This window comes from Pseudomonas sp. Os17 (assembly GCF_001547895.1).
GTDB lineage: Bacteria > Pseudomonadota > Gammaproteobacteria > Pseudomonadales > Pseudomonadaceae > Aquipseudomonas.
The window spans coordinates 1,208,505-1,223,897 of the sequence record NZ_AP014627.1 but is presented as its reverse complement, the minus strand read 5'-3'; the positions used below and the strand labels follow the sequence as shown (position 1 = coordinate 1,223,897).

General features: G+C 62.8%; 17 protein-coding genes. 7 read left to right on the top strand and 10 right to left on the bottom strand.

Annotation, left to right across the window (positions count from 1 at the left end):
• The first annotated feature begins 130 nt into the window (after positions 1 to 130).
• On the top strand, positions 131 to 2,257 hold the full coding sequence (locus tag POS17_RS05460) for a DUF4132 domain-containing protein (RefSeq protein WP_060837689.1): 2,127 nt from the start codon (positions 131 to 133) through the stop codon (positions 2,255 to 2,257).
• Between the two features lie 58 nt (positions 2,258 to 2,315).
• Here POS17_RS05460 and rplS read toward each other — a convergent pair whose 3' ends face one another.
• The 5 genes from rplS to ffh form a co-directional block, all read right to left on the bottom strand.
• Entirely contained in the window at positions 2,316 to 2,666 is a 351-nt protein-coding gene (rplS, locus tag POS17_RS05455) for a 50S ribosomal protein L19 (RefSeq protein WP_009047143.1), read from the bottom strand.
• A 45-nt stretch (positions 2,667 to 2,711) separates the two neighbouring features.
• The gene (trmD, locus tag POS17_RS05450; protein WP_016967526.1) at positions 2,712 to 3,485 is read right to left on the bottom strand and encodes a tRNA (guanosine(37)-N1)-methyltransferase TrmD; all 774 of its coding nucleotides are present in this window, start codon (positions 3,483 to 3,485) and stop codon (positions 2,712 to 2,714) included.
• Positions 3,467 to 4,003 (bottom strand): ribosome maturation factor RimM, encoded by a 537-nt coding sequence (gene rimM / locus POS17_RS05445; RefSeq protein ID WP_016967527.1) that lies wholly within the window; start codon positions 4,001 to 4,003, stop codon positions 3,467 to 3,469. Before rimM ends, trmD begins: the two co-directional genes overlap by 19 nt.
• Positions 4,004 to 4,008: 5 nt before the next feature.
• On the bottom strand, positions 4,009 to 4,260 hold the full coding sequence (gene rpsP, locus POS17_RS05440; protein WP_007927680.1) for a 30S ribosomal protein S16: 252 nt from the start codon (positions 4,258 to 4,260) through the stop codon (positions 4,009 to 4,011).
• Between the two features lie 249 nt (positions 4,261 to 4,509).
• A complete protein-coding gene (gene ffh, locus POS17_RS05435) occupies positions 4,510 to 5,886 on the bottom strand; it encodes a signal recognition particle protein (protein ID WP_060837688.1) in 1,377 nt (458 codons plus the stop codon).
• A gap of 208 nt (positions 5,887 to 6,094) precedes the next feature.
• Here ffh and POS17_RS05430 point away from each other — a divergent pair, with 208 nt between their 5' ends.
• The 3 genes from POS17_RS05430 to POS17_RS05420 all read left to right on the top strand — a co-directional run bounded on the left by POS17_RS05430 (position 6,095) and on the right by POS17_RS05420 (position 9,782).
• On the top strand, positions 6,095 to 6,907 hold the full coding sequence (locus tag POS17_RS05430; protein ID WP_060837687.1) for a cytochrome C assembly family protein: 813 nt from the start codon (positions 6,095 to 6,097) through the stop codon (positions 6,905 to 6,907).
• Positions 6,908 to 6,916: 9 nt separating this feature from the next.
• Positions 6,917 to 8,146 carry an HlyC/CorC family transporter gene (locus POS17_RS05425; protein ID WP_060837686.1) on the top strand — a complete coding sequence of 410 codons (1,230 nt, stop codon included), beginning with the start codon at positions 6,917 to 6,919 and terminating at the stop codon, positions 8,144 to 8,146.
• Positions 8,147 to 8,465: 319 nt separating this feature from the next.
• A complete protein-coding gene (locus POS17_RS05420; RefSeq protein ID WP_060837685.1) occupies positions 8,466 to 9,782 on the top strand; it encodes an MFS transporter in 1,317 nt (438 codons plus the stop codon).
• Positions 9,783 to 9,859: 77 nt separating this feature from the next.
• Here POS17_RS05420 and purT read toward each other — a convergent pair whose 3' ends face one another.
• The 5 genes from purT to POS17_RS05395 all read right to left on the bottom strand — a co-directional run bounded on the left by purT (position 9,860) and on the right by POS17_RS05395 (position 13,124).
• Positions 9,860 to 11,041, bottom strand: a complete 1,182-nt coding sequence (purT, locus tag POS17_RS05415) for a formate-dependent phosphoribosylglycinamide formyltransferase (RefSeq protein ID WP_060837684.1) — start codon at positions 11,039 to 11,041, stop codon at positions 9,860 to 9,862.
• A gap of 100 nt (positions 11,042 to 11,141) precedes the next feature.
• Positions 11,142 to 11,609, bottom strand: a complete 468-nt coding sequence (locus tag POS17_RS05410) for a VUT family protein (RefSeq protein ID WP_060837683.1) — start codon at positions 11,607 to 11,609, stop codon at positions 11,142 to 11,144.
• A 123-nt stretch (positions 11,610 to 11,732) separates the two neighbouring features.
• On the bottom strand, positions 11,733 to 11,948 hold the full coding sequence (locus tag POS17_RS05405; protein ID WP_060837682.1) for a DUF1289 domain-containing protein: 216 nt from the start codon (positions 11,946 to 11,948) through the stop codon (positions 11,733 to 11,735).
• The gene (locus POS17_RS05400; RefSeq protein ID WP_060837681.1) at positions 11,945 to 12,469 is read right to left on the bottom strand and encodes a gamma carbonic anhydrase family protein; all 525 of its coding nucleotides are present in this window, start codon (positions 12,467 to 12,469) and stop codon (positions 11,945 to 11,947) included. Before POS17_RS05400 ends, POS17_RS05405 begins: the two co-directional genes overlap by 4 nt.
• A gap of 55 nt (positions 12,470 to 12,524) precedes the next feature.
• Positions 12,525 to 13,124, bottom strand: coding sequence for a CoA pyrophosphatase (locus POS17_RS05395; protein WP_060837680.1), 600 nt, complete (start codon positions 13,122 to 13,124; stop codon positions 12,525 to 12,527).
• Positions 13,125 to 13,270: 146 nt separating this feature from the next.
• On the opposite strand from POS17_RS05395, the gene POS17_RS05390 reads away from it, so the two are divergent.
• The 3 genes from POS17_RS05390 to POS17_RS05380 all read left to right on the top strand — a co-directional run bounded on the left by POS17_RS05390 (position 13,271) and on the right by POS17_RS05380 (position 15,381).
• Positions 13,271 to 13,822, top strand: coding sequence for an NUDIX hydrolase (locus tag POS17_RS05390; protein ID WP_060837679.1), 552 nt, complete (start codon positions 13,271 to 13,273; stop codon positions 13,820 to 13,822).
• Between the two features lie 49 nt (positions 13,823 to 13,871).
• Positions 13,872 to 14,375: a L,D-transpeptidase family protein gene (locus POS17_RS05385; RefSeq protein ID WP_047301939.1), complete on the top strand. Its 504-nt coding sequence runs from the start codon at positions 13,872 to 13,874 to the stop codon at positions 14,373 to 14,375.
• A 274-nt stretch (positions 14,376 to 14,649) separates the two neighbouring features.
• Entirely contained in the window at positions 14,650 to 15,381 is a 732-nt protein-coding gene (locus tag POS17_RS05380; RefSeq protein WP_060837678.1) for a GntR family transcriptional regulator, read from the top strand.
• Positions 15,382 to 15,393 lie beyond the last annotated feature (12 nt).

Below are 15,393 nucleotides of genomic sequence, written 5' to 3'. Positions count from 1 at the left end.
ATCACACTTTATTGGGCCGGCGAGTATATCGCCGCCCGCCAGGGGCCGAAAGAACCCGCCAGGGGACTGAGGCCAACGGCGGCGAGAAAAAATGCGATGATCCGCGCACTGTCAAAGGAGACCCGCCGCCATGGATGCCCCGCTCACGCCTTCACTCGTCACGCACCTGCAACAACGCCTGAATGCCGACCGAGTGGATCATCCAGACTTCATCGGCCCGCCGCTCGACATCAGCCCTCTGACACCCGCTCAACTGGGCAGCCTGTGGCCGGACATCCGCCGGGCCCTGCGCGCCCCTGGCAACCCGGCGGCGCAGCAGCTGGCGACCGCGATCGTGCAACAGGCCGCGGAACTGGAACTGAGCCCGGCCCTCGATCACAGCGCCCTGCTGGAGGCGTTGCGCAGTTGCCTGACCTGGCCGGAAGCGCTGGAGCAACTGGCCTGTTTCAGCGGCACACCGAGCGCCGCCCTGGCCGCGGAGCTGCGCAGGATCCTCGCGGAACCCGGCGCACAGTGGGCGGCGAATTACCCCCAGGCGTACATGCTGACGCAATGGGTGGATGAAGAAGCCCGTGGGGCGCTGCAACGCTGGGTGGAACAGCACCATGGGAATTCGCCCTACGCCCGGCAGGAGTTCGAACTGCTTGGGCAACTGGAGCCGCGCTCACAGCAGGCCCTGGCCGGTAGCGAGTACTGGACTGGCCATCATCACCTGAGCGCCGATCCGGCCAGGGTGTTGATGGATGACGCGGCATACGTCGAATTCTCACAGCAGATTCTCAACACGGCGGCCCAGCGCCTGGACGCGATTCACAGCGGCGCCACGCCCTATGTGGCCGATGGCGCCTTTACCACCGATGACACGCCGGTGATCGCCCGCGCCGCGCGGGTCGCCCTGCTGCGCGATGCCCCCTGGCTGCCACCGCTGATGGACATTTTGCTGCCCAAGGCCTGTGTCGCCCCGACCCAGGCCAAGACCGCGCCATCGCAGTCCCTGGCCATTGCCCTGGGGCACTGCATCGAGCAGGTGCCAACCCCGGAAAGCGTGCAGGCACTGCGCAGCGCCCTGAGCCTGGTGCGCCATGCCGGCATCCAGAAAAAACTCGCGCGCAACCTCAAGCCTGCCGAACGCGGCCTGGCCCAACGCCCCGAGATCGCCCTGCGCCTGGCCCCTACCAGCACGCCGGGCAAGGCCCAGCACGGGCTTCTGGCCAACTGCCTGGAATCCGGACTGTGGCAAGCCTTCGAGCTGCCTTTGCGCGACTGGCGAGCGCAACTGGCCAACTCCGCCGTGGGCTCGCCCTTTACCCGCTCATTGATTTGGGTTGCCCACTGCGACCATGGCCAACGCCGCAGCTTCCTGCTGGATGCGAACGCGCAAGCGATGGATCCCTGGGGCCAGCCGCTGGACCTGGAGGCCGGGAGCAGGATTTCGCTGTGGCACCCACTGTCGGCCAGCGCCGAGGAGCGCCACGCCTGGCAAAAGCTGATCAGCCAACGCCGGATCAAACAGCCGCTGCGCCAGGTGTTTCGCGAGTACTACCTGCCGTCCCCGCCAGAGCTGGAAAGCCACCACTGCCAGGCATTCGCCGGCTACAGCCTGTCCATCCGCCCACTGATCGGCCTGGCCCGCCGCGAAGGCTGGAAGATCGACAGGGACGGTGGTCTGAACCGATGCCTGGGCGATGTCCGGGTGAGCTTCGCCGTGAACACGGCGCTGTATCCGGGCCTGGAGGGGCACTGCCTGTCGGGCAGCACAAGCTTTGCCCGGCGCACCGACCGACATTGGCAGCCGATGCAGCTTCAAGATGTGCCGCCCCAGGTGTTTTCAGAGGCCTGCCGGGCCATCGACCTGCTGGTCAGCGTCAGCAGTTTCGCCATCGAGGAACTGGCACAGAGCGCCACCGGCCAGCCCCTGCCGCAGATGCCGGTAGCCAGGCGTGAACAACGCCTGAATCTGTTGGCTGGGCAGAATCTCACCCAGATGACGCTGATGCGCCGCCACGTACTGGGCATGGCCTTCGCCACACTGATCGAGGAGGGGCTGGTGTCGCTGGAGGGACGTCATGTCCGGGTCGGCGACTATGCGGTGCATCTGGTCAGCGGGCGCGTGACGCGCAATGGGGCACCGGTGGAAGTGGCCCTGGCGGGGCAAAGTGGCAAATTGGCGGCGCTGCCCTGGCTGCCTTACGACGAGGTCCTGCTGGAGCGGATCGCCAATACGGTCTGCGTCCTGCTCAACCGCTCCGGGGATTAAATGACAGGCAACAAAAAAGCAGCCCGTAGGCTGCTTTTTTCTGCATCGGAAGCTGGACTTAAGCCAGTTTTTCCTTGATGCGAGCTGCTTTACCCGACAGGTCGCGCAGGTAGTACAGCTTGGCTTTACGCACGTCACCGCGACGCTTGACAGCCATGCTGTCGATCTGCGGGGAGTAGGTCTGGAAAGTACGCTCTACGCCAACACCGTTGGAGATTTTACGTACGGTGAACGCGCTGTTCACACCGCGGTTGCGCTTGGCGATAACTACGCCTTCGAACGCCTGCAGACGGGAACGATCGCCTTCCTTCACTTTCACCTGAACGACAATGGTGTCGCCCGGGGCAAAGGCTGGGATCTCTTTGGTCATCTGCTCTGCTTCGAGTGCAAGGATGATTTTGTTGGTCATGCTGTGCTCCTAAGGTAAATCGTCGGATCTACCATCGATACGTTGTTAACTATCGTCCCGCTCGCGGAGATATTCCTCGAGCAGCTTCTTCTCTTCTCCAGAAAGCGAGCGGCTTTCCAGAAGATCGGCGCGTCGTTCATAGGTCCGACCAAGGGACTGCTGTAAACGCCAACGCCGGATGTGTGCGTGATTGCCACTTAGCAATACGTCGGGAACACGCTGATCCGCATACACCTCCGGTCGGGTGTAGTGCGGGCAATCCAGCAGACCGTCCGTGAAGGAATCTTCCTCCGCGGAATCCACATGCCCTAAAGCTCCGGGCAGCAGTCGCGTAACCGCATCAATCAGGACCATCGCCGGCAGCTCGCCACCGGAGAGTACATAGTCGCCAATCGACCACTCTTCATCGACATGAGCTTCAATAAACCGCTCGTCAATGCCTTCATAACGACCAGCAATCAGGATCAATGCATCCTCATTCGCCAACTCGCGCACCGCCGACTGATTCAGTTGACGGCCTTGGGGCGACAGGTAGATCACCTTCGCACCCTCCCCGGCTGCGTTTCTGGCCTGAACCAGTGCATCCTCCAGGGGCTTGATCTTCATCACCATGCCCGGACCACCGCCAAACGGGCGATCGTCCACAGTGTGATGTCGATCCGTGGTGTAGTCTCGCGGATTCCAACAGGTCAGCTGCAACAGCCCCTGTTTCACCGCGCGGCTGGTTATGCCGTACTCGCTGATGGCGGAAAACATCTCGGGAAACAGACTGATCACTTCTACGCGCAAGTTAGCCACGCTTAGAAATCCGCGTCCCATTCCACCTTCATCTCACCCGCTGCCAGGTCGACGGCCAACACGCATTGCTCGGTATAGGGCAACAGGCGTTCGCGATCATCCAGGCTGCCAGCGCAAGGCTTGACCACCATTACATCGTTCGAGCCGGTCTCCAGCAGGTGATCGATCTGCCCGAGCAGTTGCCCGAGGGTGTCGATAACCTTGAGACCTTGCAGCTGGTACCAGTAGTACTCGCCGTCGGTCAGTTCAGGGAACAGGCTGCGCGGCACGCAGATCTCGTAACCGGCCAGAAGACGAGCTTCTTCGCGATCATCAAGACCCTTGAGCTTTGCGACCAGGAACTTGTCGTTCCCGCGTCCGCTGACCAGCTCAACCTGTTTCACGCTACCTTCGCGCTTGAGCGTCCAGGTTTTGTAGTCCAACAGGTTTTTAATCGGATCAGTAAAGGAAAAGACCTTCACTTCGCCGCGAACGCCATGAACAGAGTAGATTTTGCCGATAACGATCAAATCATCAGCAGGAGCTGGCGTCGCGTTCATAGGGTTCAGGCTGCAGCCTTAGCCGATTCCTTCAGCAACTGAGCAACGCGCTCAGAAGGCTGTGCACCCACGCTCAGCCAGTAGGCTACGCGCTCTTGGTTCACGGACAGGCGTACTTCTTGACCACGAGCGATCGGGTTGAAGAAGCCAACTTGTTCTTTGTGCGAACCGTCACGTGGGTTACGGCTGTCGGTCACGGTCAAGTGGTAAAACGGGCGCTTTTTGGAGCCGCCAAGGGCAAGACGGATTGTTAGCATGTGAACATCGTTCCTGTAGTCGGTGCTGCAAATCTAAATGCACAGCGGGCATGGGTGCCCGAAAGGCCGCATATTCTAAGGAATATCCGGACTTTTGCAAATGACTTTTTCCGGCGCCTATCGGCTGCCACTCAGATTTGCTATGGAGCCGCCGCAAGCGGCAGCGAGTGAGCGCGCCCCAATCGAGGGTTTGCCCAGGATTCCACGTCCCCGTGGAAATGCGCCGACATGACTGCCGGCGCGGATTCTTCAGATCTTCGGCATGCCGCCGCCGGGCAACATTCCGCCCATGCCGCGCATCATCTTGGCCATCCCGCCCTTGGCGGAGAACTTCTTCATCATCTTCTGCATCTGCTTGTGCTGCTTGATCAAGCGACCGATGTCCTGCACCTGGGTACCGGAACCCATGGCGATCCGGCGCTTGCGCGAACCGCTGATCAGCTCAGGGTCGCGGCGCTCGGCCGGGGTCATGGAGTTGATGATGGCTTCCATCTGCTTGAACTGCTTTTCAGCGGCGCTCTGTGCGTTGCCCATCTGCGCCAGATTGACGCCGCCGATGCTCGGCAGCTTGTCCATCAGGCCGCCCAGGCCACCCATGTTCTTCATTTGTTGCAGCTGGTCGCGGAAGTCTTCGAGGTCGAAGCCCTTGCCCTTCTTCAGCTTCTTGGCCAGTTTGTCGGCCTTTTCCTTGTCGAGGGTCTGCTCGGCCTGCTCGATCAGACTGAGCACGTCGCCCATGCCCAGGATCCGCGAAGCGATACGCTCAGGGTGGAACGGTTCCAGGGCCTCGGTCTTCTCGCCCATACCGATGAACTTGATCGGCTTGCCAGTGATCGCGCGAACCGACAGCGCGGCACCGCCACGGGCGTCGCCGTCGACCTTGGTCAGGATCACCCCGGTCAGCGGCAGCGCATCACCAAAGGCCTTGGCGGTGTTGGCGGCGTCCTGGCCGGTCATGGCGTCGACCACGAACAGGGTTTCCACCGGTTTGATCGCCGCGTGCAGCGCCTGGATCTCGTCCATCATCTCGCTGTCGACGTGCAGGCGACCGGCGGTGTCGACGATCACCACGTCGATGAACTTGAGTTTTGCTTCCTTAATAGCCGCTTCGGCGATGGCCACCGGCTTCTGGCTCAGGTCCGACGGGAAGAAGGTCACGCCGATGTCGTTGGCCAGGGTCTCCAGCTGCTTGATCGCCGCCGGACGGTAAACGTCGGCGGACACCACCATCACGCTCTTCTTCTTGCGTTCCTTGAGGAAGCGCGCAAGCTTGCCGGCGGTGGTGGTCTTGCCCGCGCCCTGCAGACCGGCCATCAGCACCACGGCTGGCGGCACAGCGCTGAGGTTCAAGTCTTCGTTGGCCGCGCCCATCAGGCTTTCCAGCTCGGCCTGGACGATCTTCACAAAGGCCTGGCCCGGGGTCAGGCTGCGGGACACTTCGGTGCCGACCGCACGTTCCTTCACCGAGTTGACGAAGTCCTTGACCACCGGCAACGCGACGTCGGCTTCGAGCAGCGCCATGCGCACTTCGCGCAGGGTGTCTTTGATGTTGTCCTCGGTCAGCTTGGCCTTGCCGGTGACATGGCGCAGCGTCTGCGAGAGACGGTCGGTTAGGTTTTCAAACATGCTCGATCCTTTCAGGCCCAAGGTAGACCGGGGTAATGGCGGCCCAGAGCGTAATAAACAAGTGCTCGATGAGCCTGCGGCGTGGGCAGGTCGCGGATTATAGCGAAGACTGTGCGTGGCGGACACCTCGCCGTCTGCTTGCGTGGTCTTTCAGGGCTGTGGGTTCTATGCCAAACTCAGCGACTTTCGGGCCTGCCTAACAGGATTTATGCTCCCCTTGTCACCCAGCTTGCTACCCACCCTCGCCGCCGCCGTCCTTTATGCCGCTGCGACCTTCTATCAAGGCTCTCGCCTGGCCTCCGGCGCCAAGGCAAACAAGCGCCTACTGGTTACGCTGGGCATCCTGGCCCTGCTCGCCCATGGCCTCAGCCTGCTGACCCACCTGCTGACTCCGGCGGGCCTGGGCCTGGACTTCTTCAGCGCCGCCAGCCTGATCGCCGCAGCGGTCATTGCCCTGACCCTGCTGGCCTGCTGGCGGATTCCGGTGGAAAACCTGCTGGTGCTGTTATTTCCCCTGGGCGCCCTGACGGCCCTGCTGGCGCAGTTCGTGCCCACCGGCACGGTGCCGGTGATCGATGAGGAGCCGGGGATTCTCGCCCACATCCTGTTGTCGATCCTGGCCTACGGCATGTTCACCATCGCGGTCTTCCAGTCGTTGCTGCTGCTGGTGCAGGACCACCAATTGAAGAACAAGCACCCTTCCGGCCTGATCAGGAACTTCCCGCCCCTGCAGACCATGGAAAGCCTGCTGTTCGGCTTTCTCTGGGCCGGCTGGACCCTGCTGTCGCTGTCGCTGATCTCCGGCTGGCTGTTCGTCGAAAACCTGTTCGCCCAGCACCTGGTGCACAAGACCTTGCTGGCCTGCCTGGCCTGGGTGGTGTTCAGCGTGCTGCTGTGGGGGCGCAACCGCCTGGGCTGGCGCGGGCACAAGGCGATTCGCTGGACCCTCGCAGGCTTCTGCCTGCTGATGCTGGCGTACTTCGGCAGCAAGCTGGTTCGTGAATACATCCTGCACATCTGACGACCGGCCATGACCGACTCCCTGCCCTCCGGGCCCATGCTCGCGGTAATCGCCCTGCTGATCGTCTGGTCGGGCCTGTTCACCGCCATCGACGCCGCCCAGCAACACCTGCTGACCCAACGCAACGGCTCGCGCTCCGGGGACAAAGCGACAGCGCGACTGGCCTTCCCCAAGGAAAGCCTGATCCTGTGCAATACCCTGTGCCGGGTCCTGGCGGTGATCATCAGCACCTTGCTGGCGCTGTTCTACTGGGCGGAAGAAGGCCCCTGGCTGGCCTGCCTGATCAGCACCAGCGGCTTGCTGGTACTGGCCGAATACCTGCCCCGCACCCTGGCATTGCGCTACCCGGAAGGCACCCTGAGCTTCGGCAACAGCCTGCTGGCGATCCCCATGAAGCTCGTCTATCCCCTGGCCTGGCTGCTCAACGCCATCGGCCAACTGCTGTTGCGCCCGTTTGCCGCCAAGGCCAGCGCGGTCAAGCACAGCGACGATGATCCGGCGCTGCTGGACGACGAGCCCGCGCCTCAGGAACACCACGCCCTGTCCGGCATCCACGCCCTGGACAACATCACCGTCAACGACATCCTGGTGCCCCGCAGCGAAGTGCAGGGCATCAACCTCGACGACCCGATCGAAGAGATCATCGCCCAACTGCGCCTGAACAAACGCACCCGGCTACCGGTATTCCACAGTGATATCAATCAGGTCGAAGCGGTGCTCAACACCCGGCAGATCCGCCACCTGCTGCCCGACGCCAGCCTGACCAAGGAAGCCCTGCTGGCCGCCTGCCACGAACCCTACTTCGTCCCCGAAAGCACCCCGCTGCAACTGCAACTGCTCAACTTCCACAAGCAGCAACGGCGCCTGGGCATGGTGGTGGACGAATACGGCGAAGTGCTGGGCATCGTCACCCTGGAAGACATCCTCGAAGAAATCGTCGGCGAGTTCGAAAGCGAGCACAGCCTGGACAACCCCCACATCCACCCGCAGGCCGACGGGCGTTATGTGGTGGAAGGCGCGGCCTCGATTCGCGAACTGAACAAGAGCCTGGGCTGGCACCTGCCCAGCGACGGCCCCAAGACCCTCAACGGCCTGGTCACCGAAGCCCTGGAAACCATTCCCGACAGCGCCGTGTGCCTGAAGATCGGCCGCTACCGCCTGGAGATCCTCGAAACCGAGGAAAACCGCGTCAGCCGCGTGCTGCTCTGGCACACCAGCAGCGTTCCCGCCCGGGTCTGACTCGCAGCCGATACGCCACAGGCGCTGATGCCGGCGCCCTGTCCCGCCTGCAACGGGCTCTCGTGGCCTTGCGCAGTGACGCAAACCCGGCAACGAGCACAGGCCTTGTTGGATCGTTAGCAGCCTTTCTATAATCGCGCTGCTTACCCAAGCCCCGCAGATCCGCGTGCTACCCGCACCGCAGACGATCCTGCAGGCATCACCCGCCACCGTTCGACGTCACTCCCATCCCGAGTGACGAGCGCGCCAAACCCACATCCCTGGGTGCTCGACCATAATAATTCGCTCCACAGGAGCACAGACTGTCAGGGATATCCGCATGACGACCAGCACCACCTACAGCACCGCGGCGCCTGCCCAACCGAGCAACTCCGCCTCTCGGGTGGCCACCGCCAGTTTTATCGGCACCGCCATCGAGTTCTACGATTTCTACGTCTACGCCACCGCCGCCGCGCTGGTGATCGGACCGGTGTTCTTCCCCCAGAGCTCCGGCACCGCGCAAATGCTCTCGGCCTTCTTGACCTTCGGCATCGCCTTTCTCGCCCGCCCCCTGGGTTCGGCGCTGTTCGGCCATTTCGGCGACCGCATCGGGCGCAAATCGACCCTGGTCGCTTCACTGCTGCTGATGGGGGTCTGCACCACCCTGATCGGCGTGTTGCCGGGCTATGACAGCATCGGCGCCTGGGCACCGATCCTGCTCTGCGTGCTGCGCTTCGGCCAGGGCCTCGGACTGGGCGGTGAATGGGGCGGAGCCGCTCTGCTGGCCACGGAAAACGCCCCGGCTGGCAAACGCGCCTGGTTCGGCATGTTCCCGCAACTGGGCCCCTCCATCGGCTTTCTCGCCGCCAACGGCCTGTTCCTGGCCCTGGCCATGGGCCTGGACGACGAGCAGTTCCGCGCCTGGGGCTGGCGCATTCCGTTTCTGCTCAGCGCCGCGCTGGTGATGGTGGGGCTCTACGTGCGCCTGAAGCTGCACGAAACCCCGGTGTTCGCCAACGCCGTGGCGCGCCAGGAGCGGGTGAAGATGCCGCTGGTGGAACTCTTCAGCCAATACTGGATGCCGGTGCTGCTGGGCGCCGCCTCGATGGTGGTGTGCTACGCGCTGTTCTACATCTCCACGGTGTTTTCCCTGAGCTACGGCGTCGCCACCCTGGGTTACAGCCGCGAGACGTTCCTCGGCCTGCTGTGCTTTGCCGTGCTGTTCATGGCCGCGGCGACCCCGTTGTCGGCCTGGGCCAGCGACCGCTTCGGGCGCAAGCCGGTGCTGGTGGTTGGCGGCGTGCTGGCGATTCTGTCCGGCTTCACCATGGAACCGCTGCTGACCCAGGGCTCCACCGCCGGTGTAGCACTGTTTCTGTGCATTGAGCTGTTCCTGATGGGGGTGACTTTCGCCCCGATGGGCGCGCTGCTGCCGGAGCTGTTTCCGACCCATGTGCGCTATACCGGCGCTTCGGCGGCTTACAACCTGGGGGGCATTGTCGGTGCTTCGGCCGCACCCTTCTTCGCCCAGAAACTGGTGGCGATGGGTGGGTTGAGCTGGGTAGGCGGGTATGTGTCGGGGGCGGCGATCCTGAGCTTGATCGCGGTGCTGTGCTTGAAGGAAACGCGCAATAACGATCTGAATCGGGTCGTCTGAGCGGCCGCTTCGCGAGCAAGCTCGCTCCTACAGGTTCAATCCGGACCTTGTAGGAGCGAGCTTGCTCGCGATGCGTCTCAGAGTTCGACGACGACCGCTTGCGCAGCACGGGTCGCCTTGGCCCGGGCTGCTTCGATCGACTCGTCACGGGCCAGAGCCACGCCCATGCGCCGCTGGCCATTGACTTCCGGCTTGCCGAACAGGCGCAGCGCAGTGTCCGGCTCGCTCAGGGCGACGCCGAGGTTGGCGAACGCGGTCTGGGTGGATTTGCCTTCTACCAGAATCACTGCCGAAGCCGATGGACCGAACTGACGGATCAGCGGAATCGGCAGGCCGAGAATCGCCCGCGCATGCAGGGCGAACTGCGACAGATCCTGGGAAATCAGGGTCACCAGGCCGGTGTCGTGAGGGCGCGGCGACACTTCGCTGAACCACACCTGATCGCCCTTGATGAACAGTTCCACGCCAAACAGGCCGCGGCCGCCCAGGGCTTCGGTCACCGCCTTGGCCACACGCTCGGATTCGGCCAGGGCTTTGGGGCTCATGGCCTGCGGCTGCCAGGATTCCTGGTAGTCGCCCTTCTCCTGACGATGACCGACCGGCGCGCAGAAGGTGGTGCCGCCCACGTGGCGCACGGTCAGCAGGGTGATTTCGTAGTCAAAATCGATGAAGCCCTCGATGATCACCCGGCCCTTGCCGGCACGCCCGCCTTCCTGGGCGTAGTCCCAGGCTTTCTGCACGTCATCGACGCTGCGCAGCAGGCTCTGGCCCTTGCCCGAGGAACTCATCACCGGCTTGACCACGCACGGGAAGCCCAGGTCTTGCACGGCCTTGGCATAGTCTTCGAAGGTGTCGGCGAAGTGGTACGGCGAGGTCGGCAGGTCCAGCTCTTCGGCGGCCAGGCGGCGGATGCCTTCGCGGTTCATGGTCAGCGAAGTGGCCCGCGCGGTCGGGATCACGGTAAAGCCTTCAGCTTCCAGCTCCACCAGGGTCGCGGTGGCGATGGCCTCGATTTCCGGAACGATGAAGTGCGGCTTCTCGGCTTCGATCACCGCCCGCAGCGCTGCACCATCGAGCATGTTGATCACGTGGCTGCGATGGGCCACTTGCATCGCCGGGGCGTTGGCGTAGCGGTCCACGGCAATCACCTCGACACCCAGGCGTTGCAGCTCGATCACCACTTCCTTGCCCAACTCACCACAGCCACAAAGCAAGACGCGGGTCGCGGTTGGCGACAATGGAGTTCCGATACGAGTCATCTGAAGGTCCTCAAAGGAGCGAATCATCGAGGGCCGAGCGCCAGGCGGACGACCCAAGGGGGAAAGAGCGCGGCATTTTACATGAACCGCGGCCTTTGGCTCAGCCGGCGCACGCCGCTTTGCGCAAACGCCAGGCCATGGCTAGCCAGACCACGGTGACCCCGGCGAACTTCGAGCCCAGGGCGGTGAGGATCACCCCCGGGGTCATGGCATCGATCATGCCGTAGAAGATGAAGGTATCCAGGGGAATGCTCAGGGCCGAACTGATCCACAGGCGATCATGCAGGGGCCGCTTGGTGATGCTGAACACCAGCCAGTCGATGCATTCCGAGACGGCGAACGCGCTGGCGCTGGCCAGGGCAATGGTCGGGTCGGAGGTGACATAGGACAACACCAGGGCCGCCAGCATGGCGACGACGGCGCCATGGCCGAAGCGAGTCTGCACCATGTCCCGCAGGACAAACACCAGCCCGCCCCAGGCCGACCAGACGATATCCAGCTGCGGCGCGACGGAAAAGGCGTAGTTGATCAGCACGACACTGCTGATATAGGTGATCAGGAAGAGCATGGGGCGAAGAGTACCTGTCGGGAAGGCGCACAGGTTACTGCAGGCCAGGGGTTGGGCCAAGAAACCCTTGCGCCGGCAAGCTGGCTCCCACGCATCGTCTGCAGGAGCCGGCGAATGGCCGGATCAGCTGGCCGAGCTGGAACCGACCATCCACAAAAGTCCACTGGACTTGGCCCGCTCGTGGCACAGGGCCAGGACGGCGCGGCGCTCGTTGTTGTCCATGCGACTCCAGCGGGTGATTTCCTCCACCGTGCGCTGACAGCCGGTGCAGATGTCCTGTTCATCCAGGGCACAGATGCTCACGCAAGGCGAGGCGACGGGTCTTTCAGGGGCAGTCATTGTTCTTGCTCAACCAGATCTCGGGCATAACGCTGGCCATTATGAACGTAGTGGGCGGCGCTGGCTTCGAGCATTTTCTTCTGCGCCTCGGTCAGCTCGCGCACCACCTTGCCGGGCGACCCCATGACCAGCGAGCCATCGGGGATTTCCTTGCCCTCGCCGATCAGCGCGTTGGCGCCGATGATGCAGTACTTGCCGATCTTCGCGCCATTGAGCACCACCGCATTGATGCCGATCAGGCTGTAGTCGCCCACGGTGCAGCCATGCAGCATGGCGTTATGGCCGATGGTCACGCCGGTGCCCAGGGTCAGTGGAAAGCCCATGTCGGTGTGCATCACGGCCCCGTCCTGGACGTTGCTGTGCTTGCCGATGAGGATCAGTTCGTTGTCGCCACGCAACACGGCGTTGAACCACACACTGGCCCCTTCTTCGAGCTTGACCTTGCCCACCAGGGTGGCATTCGGGGCCACCCAGCTCTGTGGATGGGTGTCGACTCGGGCGTCGCCCAGGCGGTATTTCATCTTGTTGTCCTTATGGTTCAGGCAGCCGCGGTTTATGCCATGCCAAGCCATGGCTTCAGGTGTCGATAAAGGATTTCGGCGGGTGATGCAGGCTGATATCGGCGTCGTACAGCAGGTTGACCAGTTCGACCACCATGATCGCGGTCAGGCCCCAGATCTTGTACTCGCCGAAACGGTAGCTGGGGACATACCAACTGCGGCCCTGGTAGTCGATACGGTGAGTGTGTTCGCGCGGGTCCTGGCGAAAAAACTCCAGGGGCACGCTGAAAACAGCGGCAATCTCGGCATCATTGGCCCGGTATTCGACGTAGTCGGGAATCACCCCGACGTAAGGCGTGACCTTGATCCCATGCAGGGAAATCAGCGGACTTAAGGGGCCGATGACCTCCACCAGTCCCGGCGGCAGACCGATCTCCTCCTCGGCCTCGCGCAGGGCGGTGAAGATCAGGTCCGGGTCTTCCGGATCGCGCCGGCCACCGGGGAAGGCCACTTCACCACCATGGGTCGACAGCCCGCTGGCACGCAGGGTCAGCACCAGTTCCGGTTCGTCGCTGCGGGTGATGGGAACCAGCACCGCAGCCTCGGGGAAACGTCGGTCGGTCTCCAGGGTTCGTGGGGTGTAATGGCTTACCCGATGAAGTAGCTCGTCCAGCATGAGGCATCTCGATCTGTTGGCTACCGTGCATCATGCACCAATCCAATCGGTGGCCCAACCCCCGCTCCCGGGCATGTCGCTTAACGACAACTTGCCGACAACCGGACGGCGCGCCAAGATAGCCCCAGCCTTTTCGGATACCCCTCATGAAATTTTGCAGCCAGTGCGGCAACCCGGTGACCCAGCGCATTCCCGACGGCGATTCGCGCCTGCGCTTTGTCTGCGATCACTGCCAGACCATCCATTACCAGAACCCCAACATCGTTGCTGGCTGCCTGGCGACCTGGGAAGGCAAGGTGCTGTTGTGCCGCCGCGCCATCGAACCACGCCTGGGCTACTGGACCCTGCCGGCGGGCTTCATGGAAAACGGCGAGACGGTGGAACAGGCGGCCATCCGCGAAACCTTCGAGGAAGCCTGCGCGCGGGTGCGCAACCTGAATATCTACACCCTGATCGACGTGCCGCACATCAGCCAGGTGCATGTATTCTTTCGCGCCGAGCTGGCGGACCTGGACTTTGCTGCCGGTCCCGAGAGCCTGGAAGTGCAGTTGTTCGAGGAAGCCGATATCCCTTGGTCCGAGCTGGCTTTCCGCACCGTCGGTCGTACCTTAGAATGCTTCTTCGCTGACCGGCGGGCACAGGCTTATGCCGTACGCTCCGAATCCATTCCGCCGCTCTCTCAGCCTGCCATCAGTTAAACAATAAAAACGTGCACGGAATCTGTGCGCGCCTGGGGATATCGTGTCAATGCGCTGGTTGCTTGCCCTGCTGTGCTGTTCCGTCGTCACTCTGTCTCAGGCCTCCACGGTAGAAACCCTGGACGGCAAGGTCATCGAAAAGGTCCTGGTGCTCAAATCCGCCCATCAACTGCAGTTGATCAATGGCGGCAAGCCACTGAAAACCTACCGGATTTCCCTGGGCAAGAAGCCCAAGGGGCCCAAGCTCATGGAAGGCGATAAACGCACCCCGGAAGGCCTCTACTGGCTCGACTGGCGCAAGACCAGCGACCGCTACAACCTGGCCATGCACATCTCCTACCCGAACATCACCGATGCCGCCCGCTCGCGTCGCGAAGGGGTCAATCCCGGCGGCATGATCATGATCCACGGCACCCCGGACACCGAAGAGTTTCCCGAGCAGTACTTCCACACCCTGGACTGGACCGATGGCTGCATCGCCATGCGCAACGTCGACATGCGCGAAGTCTGGGGCCTGGTGAAAGACGGCACGCTGATCGAAATCCGCCCTTAACGGCCTCCCGGCAAAAAATATTTCTCCCCCCGCCGCCCTCCCCGGGCGCGCATACCACTTGGCGGCCCGCTGCGGGTCGCCACCTCGACTCAAGGCCTTCGCGGCCAGACCTGCCTAATACCACTTCAATCATTTATCCTCTCAGGCACCCCGAAAGCGCCGGATTTACTGCACTTCAGCCCGATAGGTGGCGTTGACATGGTATTTAAGTGGTATTAGTTTTTCGGCATTACCGGGCGACAACAACCTAATAACCGCATCGGAAAACCTACAGATGAATCACCTCCTGACCCTGCGTCCCGACGACTCCCAGCCGACCCCGCTGTACCTGCAACTGGCCCGCAACCTGGAAGCGGCGATCCACTCCGGCCAATGGAAAGCCGAGCAGGCACTGCCTTCGGAACGCAACCTCAGCGAACTGCTGGGCATCTCCCGGGTGACCGCGCGCAAGGCCCTGGAAGTGCTTTTCGAGCGAGGCCTGATTCGTCGCAGCCAGGGCTCGGGCACCTTCATCACTCCGCGCCTCGAACAGCCCCTGTCGCGCCTTTCCGGCTTCAGCGAGATGCTGCGCCTCAAAGGCTTCGTCCCCGGCTCGCAGTGGCTGGAACGCACCCTCACCCCGCCGACCCACGAAGAGCTGATCCGCCTCGGCCTGTCGCCCAACGACAAGGTGGCGCGGCTCAAGCGCCTGCGCAAAGCCGACGATGCGGTCATGGCCATTGAGATGAGCACCCTGCCGGCCAGCATCATTGCCAGGCCCGAGGCGGTGGGTGATTCGCTCTACGAGTACCTCGACAGCATCGGCCGCCCCGTGGTCCGGGCCCTGCAGCACATCCAGGCGATCAATGCCTCGGACGAGTTTGCCGCCCTGGTGGGCATTGCCCCCGGCACCGCCATGCTGCTGATGACCCGGGTCGGCTACCTGGAAGACAACACGCCGATCGAAGTCACCGACACCTATTGCCGCAACGACTACTACGACTTCGTCGCCGAGCTGCGACGCTGAATCCGCCCCCTG

Excerpts from the sequence above, each read along its gene's own strand:
- POS17_RS05420 (WP_060837685.1), top strand. The coding sequence starts at position 8,466 with ATGACGACCAGCACCACCTACAGCACCGCGGCGCCTGCCCAACCGAGC.
- rplS (WP_009047143.1), bottom strand. The coding sequence starts at position 2,666 with ATGACCAACAAAATCATCCTTGCACTCGAAGCAGAGCAGATGACCAAA.
- POS17_RS05400 (WP_060837681.1), bottom strand. The coding sequence starts at position 12,469 with ATGAAATACCGCCTGGGCGACGCCCGAGTCGACACCCATCCACAGAGC.
- POS17_RS05430 (WP_060837687.1), top strand. The coding sequence starts at position 6,095 with ATGCTCCCCTTGTCACCCAGCTTGCTACCCACCCTCGCCGCCGCCGTC.
- POS17_RS05460 (WP_060837689.1), top strand. The coding sequence starts at position 131 with ATGGATGCCCCGCTCACGCCTTCACTCGTCACGCACCTGCAACAACGC.
- trmD (WP_016967526.1), bottom strand. The coding sequence starts at position 3,485 with ATGGGACGCGGATTTCTAAGCGTGGCTAACTTGCGCGTAGAAGTGATC.
- rimM (WP_016967527.1), bottom strand. The coding sequence starts at position 4,003 with ATGAACGCGACGCCAGCTCCTGCTGATGATTTGATCGTTATCGGCAAA.
- POS17_RS05395 (WP_060837680.1), bottom strand. The coding sequence starts at position 13,124 with ATGCTGGACGAGCTACTTCATCGGGTAAGCCATTACACCCCACGAACC.
- POS17_RS05410 (WP_060837683.1), bottom strand. The coding sequence starts at position 11,609 with ATGCTCTTCCTGATCACCTATATCAGCAGTGTCGTGCTGATCAACTAC.
- POS17_RS05405 (WP_060837682.1), bottom strand. The coding sequence starts at position 11,948 with ATGACTGCCCCTGAAAGACCCGTCGCCTCGCCTTGCGTGAGCATCTGT.
- POS17_RS05380 (WP_060837678.1), top strand. The coding sequence starts at position 14,650 with ATGAATCACCTCCTGACCCTGCGTCCCGACGACTCCCAGCCGACCCCG.
- purT (WP_060837684.1), bottom strand. The coding sequence starts at position 11,041 with ATGACTCGTATCGGAACTCCATTGTCGCCAACCGCGACCCGCGTCTTG.
- POS17_RS05385 (WP_047301939.1), top strand. The coding sequence starts at position 13,872 with ATGCGCTGGTTGCTTGCCCTGCTGTGCTGTTCCGTCGTCACTCTGTCT.
- POS17_RS05390 (WP_060837679.1), top strand. The coding sequence starts at position 13,271 with ATGAAATTTTGCAGCCAGTGCGGCAACCCGGTGACCCAGCGCATTCCC.
- rpsP (WP_007927680.1), bottom strand. The coding sequence starts at position 4,260 with ATGCTAACAATCCGTCTTGCCCTTGGCGGCTCCAAAAAGCGCCCGTTT.
- ffh (WP_060837688.1), bottom strand. The coding sequence starts at position 5,886 with ATGTTTGAAAACCTAACCGACCGTCTCTCGCAGACGCTGCGCCATGTC.
- POS17_RS05425 (WP_060837686.1), top strand. The coding sequence starts at position 6,917 with ATGACCGACTCCCTGCCCTCCGGGCCCATGCTCGCGGTAATCGCCCTG.